We start from the raw sequence: 9,041 nt of genomic DNA, 5'->3' as shown, positions 1-9,041 counted from the left end.
CGCAAGCCTCCATGCCCACCAGGCACGGCGGCAACTGTGCGAAAAACTTCTCGACCGAGGCTCGCTTGAGCTGGCGCCTCACCACCACAGCTCCCGACGCGTCAATCCCGTGGACTTGAAAAACGTTCTTCGCCAGATCAACCCCAATCGTGCTAATCTTCGTCATGGACGGCTCCCTTTGTCTGGTTCGACTCAACATCACCAGTCTGGCACACCGATGCCGTTCGGGGGCCGTCCATCCCATCATTGCGAGCGCAGCGAAGCAATCCAGAAATGCGTCGGTGGAGGGACTCTGGATTGCTTCGTCGCAAGAGCTCCTCGCAATGACGGCGGAAAGAGAGTCCTACGTCGCCTTCGCCGTCACGATCCAGATCGCGCCCTGCAACGTCACCGACTGCCCCTTCAGGAACGGGGCGAGCATGTCGCGGATCGAAGCCTTGGCGGCCGCGTACGTCTCCGGCGGATGACCTTGCAGCGCGCGGCTGGCGGGGCCGATCTGGAGCGCGCCGTCGACGGCGGCATCGAGCCCGCCGCCGATCGCGATATCCATCGCCGGATTGTGCGGCTCCATTGCAACGTCCACGAATCCGGCACCTTTCAGGATGCGCATCACGCGCTCTTCCGATGCAAAGGCGAACGGGCCCGGCTCCTCCGGTCCGACCGGCGGCATTTTCGGCACGTGCTTGTAGACCGCCATCAGCGGCGCCATCATCCACGGATTTTCCTTCGGCTCGCGCCAGCAGGCGAAGGCAAGCCGCCCGGACGGCTTCAGCGCACGGTGGAGATTGGCGAAGGACGCGATGGGATCGGCGAAGAACATCACGCCAAAGCGCGAGGCGAGCAGATCAAAGCTCGCCGGCTCGAACGGATGAACGGTCGCATCCGCCAGCACGAAATCGAGCGGCAGCCCCTTCGGCGCCAACGCGCGCGCCTGCGACAGCATCGGATCGGAGACGTCGAGGCCGAGCGCAAAGCCATCAGGCGCCACCGCCCTCGCGAACGCGACCGTCGTTGCACCCGAGCCGCAGCCGACGTCGATCACGCGCTCGCCCGGCTTCGGCTTGGCACGATCGATCAGCACGTCTGCGATCGGCCCGAGCAGCGTCTCCTGCACCGCATGACGATCAGCCCAGCGCTGCCCGCTCGGGCCGTTCCAATAGGCGATCTGGTCGGCGTTGAGCTCGTGTCCGCTAGGCTGTTCCATCACTCTCTCCGCGACAGGGCCGAACGTCCGCGCCCGGCCCAAGACGCTTATCCACATGTCGTTGTCTACCGCAAGGCCGATTTCCGCACGGGACACGATCGGCCCTGACGCCGCTCTGCCAAGCTGAGTTGACACGGCCAAGCGGCCCTGCGCTAACTCAGGGAACAGGAGAAAACCCCTTGAAGTCGGAACGATCAGTCGGCATCGATTGCCTGCGCGCAATCTCTATCATATGGGTGCTGCTCTATCATTTCGTCCCGGCCCAGGTTTTCAACCGGGGCACGTTCGGCGTCCTGCTGTTCTTCATTATCAGCGGCTATTGCATCGCGTTCAGCGTCGAGACGTCGCAATCGGCGTGGCACTTCTATGCCAAGAGGCTCGGCCGCCTGCTGCCGGCGTTGATTGTTTGCGGCCTACTGACGATGCTGTTCAAGAATCTCATGCCCGAGCTGGTCGAAGCGGGCCGTGAGGTGAACTGGTTCGAATACGCCTATACGCTCATCGCGCTTCCGACGCTCAACGTCCTCCACGTCGACTATCATCTGCCCGACGGCGCCTATTGGTCATTGCAGATCGAGTTTCAGTTCTACCTCTTCTGCTTCATGATGATGGCGCTGGGGCTCAAACAACGCCTGCTGGCATTGCTCTGCGTGGTGACCATCTTCCGGACCCTGACCACCAGCACGGACTATGCCACGTCCAACGATTTCTTCCCGTTCTTCATTGCCGGCATGAGCGTGGCGGCCCTCATCAGGGGGAGCAGCAGTGAGGCGATCATGGGAATCGTCATCGCGTTCTCGCTCGAGCTCTATCATCTGTATTTCAACGTCAAGCAGCCGTCAGTCGCGATCGAGATGTACCGGTCGCTGCTGCTGTGGTCCGGCACCGCCGCGGTCTATCTTGCCGCGCGTTATGACCATGTCCTGCTTCGATCGCTTCGCGCCTTGGCCGTTCCCTTGGCGTTCATCGGGGTCATCAGCTATCCGCTCTACCTGCTGCATCAGGACATCGGAAACATGATCCTGCATTGGGCCCACATTGGCCGGGACCACAGGTCGGCCCTGCTCATTCGCGCCGTCGTGCTGCCAGGCTTCCTCACGGGCATAGCCTGGCTGGTCTATAGACTTGTCGAGAGGCCCACGCTCAAGCCGCTGACCGCCTTCCTGACCCACCCGCTCGCCTGGCTTCGCCAATGGCAGCTCGCGGCAGTCAAATCCTCCGCCGCTGCCAACGCCGGCGACGTCATGCCCCAGGACTTGCCAATCCGATAGATATGGCCCACGGCGGCGCAGCCCCCTGTGACATTGGTCACATAGCGGGCTTTGCCTTGGTGGCATGCTCCGACTACTCTGGTCACATTGCGATTTGGGGCTGCAATGGGCGCGATTCGGATTTTCGTATTTCTATTGGGCGCATTCTATCTTGGCTGCGGACCGGCACAGGCGGACAAGCGCGTCGCGCTTGTCATCGGCAATTCCGCCTACAAGAGCGTGCCACCGCTGACGAACCCGGTGAACGACGCCTCGCTGGTCGGTGGCATGTTTAGGAAGGCCGGGTTCGATACCGTGGATGTCAAACTCGACCTTAGCGTCGTCGACATGCGCAAGGCGCTGCGCGAGTTCGGAGCCAAGGCCCGCGAGGCCGATGTCGCGGTGATCTACTATGCGGGCCACGGCATCGAGCTGGACGGCAACAATTATCTCATACCCACTGACGCCGCGCTGGAAACCGACACCGACGTCTTCGACGAAGCTTTCCCGCTCGACCGGGTGTTGTTCGCCATCGAGCCGGCCAAGCAGCTTCGGCTCGTCATTCTCGATGCCTGCCGCGACAACCCGTTCGCCAAGACGATGAAGCGTACGGTCGCCGCACGCGCCATTGGCCGCGGCCTCGCCAAGGTCGAGCCGACCAGCCCGAACACCATGATCGCCTTTGCGGCCAAGGCCGGCTCGACGGCCTCGGACGGCGACTCCAGGAACAGCCCGTTTGCCGCAGCCCTGGTCGAGCGCCTCCCCACACCCGGGCTCGATCTCCGCAAGGCGTTCGGATTCGTGCGCGACGACGTTCTCAAGAACACCGGCTACAAGCAGGAGCCGTATGTGTACGGCTCGCTCGGCGGCGATGACGTGTCGCTGATCCCCGCCAAGCCGGTCGCCGCAGGATCGCAAGCGAGCCCGCAGGATGCGATCCGCCGGGACTACGAACTAGCGCTGCACGCGGGAAACCGGGACGCCTGGGAAGCCTTCCTGCAAGCCTATCCCGACGGCTTCTATGCCGGCCTCGCCCGCGCCCAATTGAAGAACGTCGCGGCCGAAGAGGCGCGCACCGCCGCAGCCGAGAAAGCGCGCCAGGCAGAAGACGCCAAGGCCCGGCTCGCCGCCGAGCGCGCCACCAAGGCCGAGCAGGAAAAGGCGGTGGCCGCAGCCAAGGCGGCCGAGGAGAAGCGTCTCGCCGCCGAGAAGGCCAAGCAGGTCGAGGAAGCCAAGGCGGCCGCAGCCGAGCAACGAAGGAAGGAGGCCGAGGCGGCAGCGGCAAAGGCACTCGCGGACAAGCAGGCAGCCGAGAAGGCGCTGGCCGAGAAGCTCGCGAGCGACAAGGCCGCGGCCGAGGCAGCCGCCAAGCAGGCCGCCGAGAAACAAGCCGCCGCCAACGCGGAGCAGAAGGTCGCGGCCGTAGCGCCCTCTTCGACCCCGCCGCCGATGTCGCCGCAGGAGACGACGAAGCTGGTGCAGTCGGAGCTGCGCCGCGTCGGATGCCTGACAGCATCGGCGGACGGTGACTGGAATGCGTCGTCACAACGTTCGCTGACGCTGTTCAACAAGTATGCCGGCACCAAGTTCGACGCCAAGCTGGCAAGCTTCGATGCGCTGGACGCGATCAAGGCCAAGCCGGGCCGCGTCTGCCCGCTGGTTTGCGATCACGGCTTCAAGGCCGACGGCGACGCCTGCGTGAAGATCGCCTGCCGCGCGGGCTATCGCGTCAATGACGAGAACGAGTGCGAGAAGGTGCAGGAGAAGAAGCCGATAGCGACGCGCGATAATTCGAAAGGGCGGGATAGCGAGCGGAAACAAACGGAGGCTGCGCCAACGTCTCCGCAAGCCAAATCGTCAGGACAGATAATTTGCAATGCAGCCGGTTGCCGTCCAATTCGATCGGGCTGCAGGCTCGAGGCAAATAGAGCCGGGGTACGTGGCTACGGCAGTGGACCTGGCGACGTCGAAGTTTGCAACTGACAGCGGTGTAACCGTCCAGCAGTACTGCTTAACTTGAAGCTAGCCCCAACGAGAACGACGCTGCCTCGCTCGACCTGCGAGCGCAGACTGGTGGGCGGTCACGGATTCGAACCGCGGACCCTCTGTGCGCATTGCGGCCGCATTGGTTTCACCGAACGGCCACATCGGAATCAGATGCCAACCAGATTTCCTCGATAGGTTCGCCGTTCCTCAAACTGGAAAGGCATGACCATGCGCAGCTTCACGGCATCCGTCATCGTTGCAGCTCTCTCCCTGGGAACACCTACTCTGGTGCAGGCACAGGGCGCATCGTCACAACCCGGCGCGGAACAGCCGTCCTCTGAATCCAGCACGGTGATCCGGAGCATACAGGTCGTGGACGTCAAGGAATTGCAGCCGGCGGTGCGCGCGAAAGTCGATGAACTCGTGGCACAGACAAGCGAGCAGGACATCCAGTCGCTTCGGAAGTCCATCGACGCCACACCGCAGGCAGCCTCCGTGCTCAAGGCCAAGGGCTTGAGTTCGTCCCAAGTCGTCGCGATCAACATCGCCGACGGTGTTCTGACGATGTTCACCAAGACGGCCTGACATCGGACGGGAGTTGAGACGCCGCACGGCGGCCGCGAGCACGATCGCCGCCTCCTCGGCCTGGCGACAGATCCGCGCTGAGGATCGCCCTGCAGCGGGCCTGCTGCAGGGCTGCTCGTGTCCAGCATGAAAACCCTGACCAGGCCGCAAACTGGAGGCCAGTTTGCGGCACGCTCGGCTCTTGCTTCGGCACCCACCGGGGCGCTAAAGAGGCGCACTTGAAGGCGCACTTGGGCGGTTAGCTCAGCTGGTTAGAGCATCTCGTTTACACCGAGAGGGTCCGCGGTTCGAATCCGTGACCGCCCACCAGCCCTCGCCTGCTTCGCAGGCTACGGCTTGGCACGCCAGCCGAGGCGCTCATTGGTGCGAAGCTGGCGAAGGCTTGTCGCAGGCCAACCTCAATCCTTCGGCCTCCCTGGCAGCCCCGGCACCGCATCGATCCAGACCACCGCCGACTGGCACCAGATCTGCCGGACCGGCCTAAGAGCGTTGCGCTGGCGGATGCTGCCCCAGCGGATGCCCCAATCGTCAGCCTGGTCGCCCTCGCCGCTGGTGAACAGCGGGGAACCGCAATCGGCGCAGAAATGCTGGAAGCGCATCCGGCCATTGTCGCCCCGCTTGCCGTAGACCCTGGGCGTGCCGGCGGTCAGCTTCACATCCGCCTTGGTGCAGATCGCGGTCACCCGGAACGGCGAGCCGGTCAGCGTCTGGCAGTCGGTGCAGTGGCACACTGAGACCGCCTCGGGGTCGATGTCGGCCTCGAATGTGATCTTGCCGCAATGGCATTGCCCGTCGATCTGCATGAGCAACCTCGAACAAAAACGGCGCCCGAAGGCGCCGTCTTATCATCTTTCACTGAGCCTCAGTGAGCGGTGAGGCCGCCGGCGGCCTCATCGCCATCAGGCTTCACCGTCACCTTGGTGTCTTCTTCCCAGACGATCGGCACCGGCTTCTTCACCAGCGCCTTGGCGACGACGTCGTCGAGGCGCGAGACCGGGATGATCTCCATGCCGCCCTTGATCGCATCGGAAATCTCCGTGAGATCCTTGGCGTTGTCCTCGGGGATCAGCACCGTCTTGATGCCGCCGCGGGCAGCTGCCAGCAGCTTCTCCTTCAGACCGCCGATCGGCAGCACGCGGCCGCGCAGCGTGATTTCGCCGGTCATCGCGACATCGTGGCGGACCGGAATGCCGGTCATGACCGAGATGATCGCGGTGGCCATGGCGACGCCCGCGGACGGACCGTCCTTCGGCGTCGCGCCCTCCGGCACGTGCACGTGGATGTCGCGCTTGTCGAACAGCGGCGGCTCGACGCCATAGTTGATCGCACGCGAGCGGACGTAGGACGCCGCCGCCGAGATCGACTCCTTCATCACGTCGCGCAGATTGCCCGTGACCGTCATCTTGCCCTTGCCGGGCATCATGACGCCTTCGATGGTCAGCAGCTCGCCGCCGACATCGGTCCAGGCAAGGCCGGTGACGATGCCGACCTGCGGCTCGCTCTCGATCTCGCCGAAGCGGTATTTCGGAACGCCGAGCAGCTCTTCCAGAGTCTTCTCGGTGACCTTGACCGACTTCTTCTTGGAGATCATCAGCTCCTTCACCGCCTTGCGGGCGAGTGTGGAGAGCTCACGCTCCAGATTGCGCACGCCCGCTTCGCGGGTGTAACGGCGGATCAAAAGCAGCAGCGCGTCGTCGTCGATCGAGAACTCCTTGGAGTCCAGGCCGTGCTTGGACACCGCGTTCGGGATCAGATGCTTGCGCGCGATCTCGACCTTCTCGTTCTCGGTGTAGCCCGCGATCCGGATGATCTCCATGCGGTCCATCAGCGGGCCGGGAATATTGAGCGTATTCGCGGTCGTGATGAACATCACGTTGGACAGATCGTAGTCGACCTCGAGATAGTGGTCGTTGAAGGTCGCGTTCTGCTCGGGGTCGAGGACCTCGAGCAGCGCCGAGGACGGATCGCCGCGGAAATCGGCGCCCATCTTGTCGATCTCGTCCAAAAGGAACAGCGGATTGGACGACTTCGCCTTGCGCATCGACTGGATGATCTTGCCGGGCATCGAGCCGATATAGGTGCGGCGGTGACCGCGGATCTCGGCCTCGTCGCGCACGCCGCCGAGCGAGACGCGCACGAATTCGCGCCCCGTCGCCTTCGCGATCGACTTGCCGAGCGAGGTCTTGCCGACGCCGGGAGGCCCGACGAGGCACAGGATCGGCCCGGTCAGCTTGTTGGCGCGCGACTGCACCGCGAGATACTCGACGATACGTTCCTTGACCTTCTCGAGCCCGTAATGATCGGAGTCCAGGATGGCTTGCGCCGCTTCCAGGTCCTTCTTGACCTTGGACTTCTTGTTCCACGGGATCGACAGCAGCCAATCCAGATAGTTGCGCACGACGGTCGCTTCCGCGGACATCGGCGACATCTGGCGCAGCTTCTTCAATTCATGCTGCGCCTTCTCGCGCGCTTCCTTGGAGAGCTTGGTCTTGGAGATCTTCTCTTCGAGATCGGCGAGCTCGTCGCGACCGTCGTCGTCGCCGAGTTCCTTCTGGATCGCCTTCATCTGCTCGTTGAGATAATACTCGCGCTGGGTCTTCTCCATCTGGCGCTTGACGCGCGAGCGGATGCGCTTCTCGACCTGGAGCACCGAGATCTCGCTCTCCATCAGGCCGAGCACCTTCTCGAGGCGCGTGGTGACGGACAGCGTCTCCAGGATGCCCTGGCGGTCCGCGATCTTGACCGCGAGATGCGAGGCGACCGTGTCGGCGAGCTTGGCGAAATCAGTGATCGCCTGCACGACTCCGACGACCTCGGCCGAGATCTTCTTGTTGAGCTTCACATAGCTCTCGAAGTCGGACACGACCGAGCGCGCCAGCGCCTCGGCCTCGACCGACTTCGCGTCGGTGTCGGCGAGCGCGACGGCGGTCGCTTCGTAATAGTCGGCGCGATCGGTGTATTTCTGCACGCGCGCACGCTCGAGCCCTTCGACCAGCACCTTCACGGTGCCGTCGGGAAGCTTCAGGAGCTGGAGCACACTGGCAAGCGTACCGGTCTCGTAAATCGCATCGGGCGCCGGATCATCGTCGGACGCGTTCTTCTGCGTCGCCAGCATGATCAGCGCATCGTTCTTCATCACCTCTTCGAGCGCGCGGATCGACTTCTCGCGGCCGACGAAGAGCGGCACGATCATGTGCGGGAAGACGACGATATCGCGCAGCGGCAGCACGGGATAAGCGTGCGTTGCGCCATGAACGATGGTTGGCCGGGGTTTGGGATTAGTCATGGCCTTTTCCTTTTGCTTTGCCCCCTCGCACGCAGCCCGCTGATCATGCGCAACCGCCACGAGGTGCCGAGGTGATCCGCAGAACCGGTCGGTCCTTTTGCGAGTTGGACCGGCTTGCCGGATCGGAACTGAGGCGAATCTTGAAGAGAATTTTCGCTCGCCCGCCGACATTAGGTGGCTATCGACCCGGGGGGTGTCAAGTCATCGAAAAACGCGCGCCATCAGGCGCTTACGCACGCAGGTAAGCGACGCAACACCGGCTGCGGAGATACATTTCCGCAGCCCTCCTTGATCAGACAATTGGAGCGTTCCAGCGCCGAAAAAATCAGGCGCTGGCATTCTCGACGGCGCGATCGGACCGATCGGCGTAGATGTAGAGCGGACGCGCCGTGCCTTCCACGACTTCTCGCGAAATCACGACCTCTTCCACACCTTCCAGGCCCGGCAAGTCGAACATGGTCTCGAGCAAGATCGCCTCGAGGATCGAGCGCAGGCCGCGCGCGCCGGTCTTGCGCTCGATCGCCTTGCGGGCGACCGCGCCAAGCGCCTCGTCGGCGAAGGTCAGCTCGATGTTCTCCATCTCGAACAGCCGCTGGTACTGTTTCACCAGCGCGTTCTTCGGCTCGGTGAGGATCTTCTTCAGCGACGTCTCGTCCAGGTCCTCGAGCGTCGCCACGACCGGCAAACGACCGACGAACTCAGGAATGAGGCCGTATTTCAGAAGGTCCTC

General features: G+C 63.4%; 7 protein-coding genes, 1 tRNA gene and 1 pseudogene. 4 read left to right on the top strand and 5 right to left on the bottom strand.

The genetic code is table 11. The features are described 5' to 3' along the window. Positions 1–166: pseudogene (locus tag BLV07_RS45275) on the bottom strand (IS110 family transposase); the annotation flags it as partial. Positions 167–343: 177 nt separating this feature from the next. Next, positions 344–1,204, bottom strand: a complete 861-nt coding sequence (locus BLV07_RS45270) for a class I SAM-dependent methyltransferase (protein ID WP_091899075.1) — start codon at positions 1,202–1,204, stop codon at positions 344–346. 179 nt (positions 1,205–1,383) lie between these two features. On the opposite strand from BLV07_RS45270, the gene BLV07_RS45265 reads away from it, so the two are divergent. The 4 genes from BLV07_RS45265 (at position 1,384) to BLV07_RS45250 (ending at position 5,334) form a co-directional block, all read left to right on the top strand. Beyond that, on the top strand, positions 1,384–2,475 hold the full coding sequence (locus tag BLV07_RS45265) for an acyltransferase family protein (RefSeq protein WP_176946196.1): 1,092 nt from the start codon (positions 1,384–1,386) through the stop codon (positions 2,473–2,475). A 105-nt stretch (positions 2,476–2,580) separates the two neighbouring features. Further along, positions 2,581–4,437, top strand: a complete 1,857-nt coding sequence (locus BLV07_RS45260) for a caspase family protein (protein WP_091899073.1) — start codon at positions 2,581–2,583, stop codon at positions 4,435–4,437. A gap of 225 nt (positions 4,438–4,662) precedes the next feature. After that, complete coding sequence (locus tag BLV07_RS45255; protein ID WP_091899072.1) at positions 4,663–5,025, top strand: hypothetical protein; 363 nt, start codon at positions 4,663–4,665, stop codon at positions 5,023–5,025. Positions 5,026–5,257: 232 nt separating this feature from the next. Continuing rightward, positions 5,258–5,334: transfer RNA gene (locus tag BLV07_RS45250), tRNA-Val, on the top strand. 89 nt (positions 5,335–5,423) lie between these two features. Here the strand turns inward: BLV07_RS45250 and BLV07_RS45245 are convergent. The 3 genes from BLV07_RS45245 to BLV07_RS45235 form a co-directional block, all read right to left on the bottom strand. Then, positions 5,424–5,828, bottom strand: coding sequence for a GFA family protein (locus BLV07_RS45245; RefSeq protein WP_091899071.1), 405 nt, complete (start codon positions 5,826–5,828; stop codon positions 5,424–5,426). A 59-nt stretch (positions 5,829–5,887) separates the two neighbouring features. Then, on the bottom strand, positions 5,888–8,311 hold the full coding sequence (gene lon / locus BLV07_RS45240) for an endopeptidase La (RefSeq protein ID WP_091899076.1): 2,424 nt from the start codon (positions 8,309–8,311) through the stop codon (positions 5,888–5,890). 325 nt (positions 8,312–8,636) lie between these two features. Continuing rightward, the coding region (locus tag BLV07_RS45235) for a ClpB D2-like domain containing protein (RefSeq protein WP_502690300.1) at positions 8,637–9,041 on the bottom strand (405 nt) is incomplete at its 5' end.

It is taken from the genome of Bradyrhizobium sp. Rc2d (genome assembly GCF_900099855.1).
In the GTDB taxonomy this organism is placed as follows: Bacteria; Pseudomonadota; Alphaproteobacteria; order Rhizobiales; family Xanthobacteraceae; genus Bradyrhizobium.
This window is presented reverse-complemented; position numbering and strand designations above follow the sequence as displayed.

Bases quoted from the DNA above. Each gene is read 5' to 3' on its own strand.
- BLV07_RS45270 (WP_091899075.1), bottom strand. From the start codon at position 1,204: ATGGAACAGCCTAGCGGACACGAGCTCAACGCCGACCAGATCGCCTAT.
- BLV07_RS45260 (WP_091899073.1), top strand. From the start codon at position 2,581: ATGGGCGCGATTCGGATTTTCGTATTTCTATTGGGCGCATTCTATCTT.
- BLV07_RS45255 (WP_091899072.1), top strand. From the start codon at position 4,663: ATGACCATGCGCAGCTTCACGGCATCCGTCATCGTTGCAGCTCTCTCC.
- BLV07_RS45245 (WP_091899071.1), bottom strand. From the start codon at position 5,828: ATGCAGATCGACGGGCAATGCCATTGCGGCAAGATCACATTCGAGGCC.
- lon (WP_091899076.1), bottom strand. From the start codon at position 8,311: ATGACTAATCCCAAACCCCGGCCAACCATCGTTCATGGCGCAACGCAC.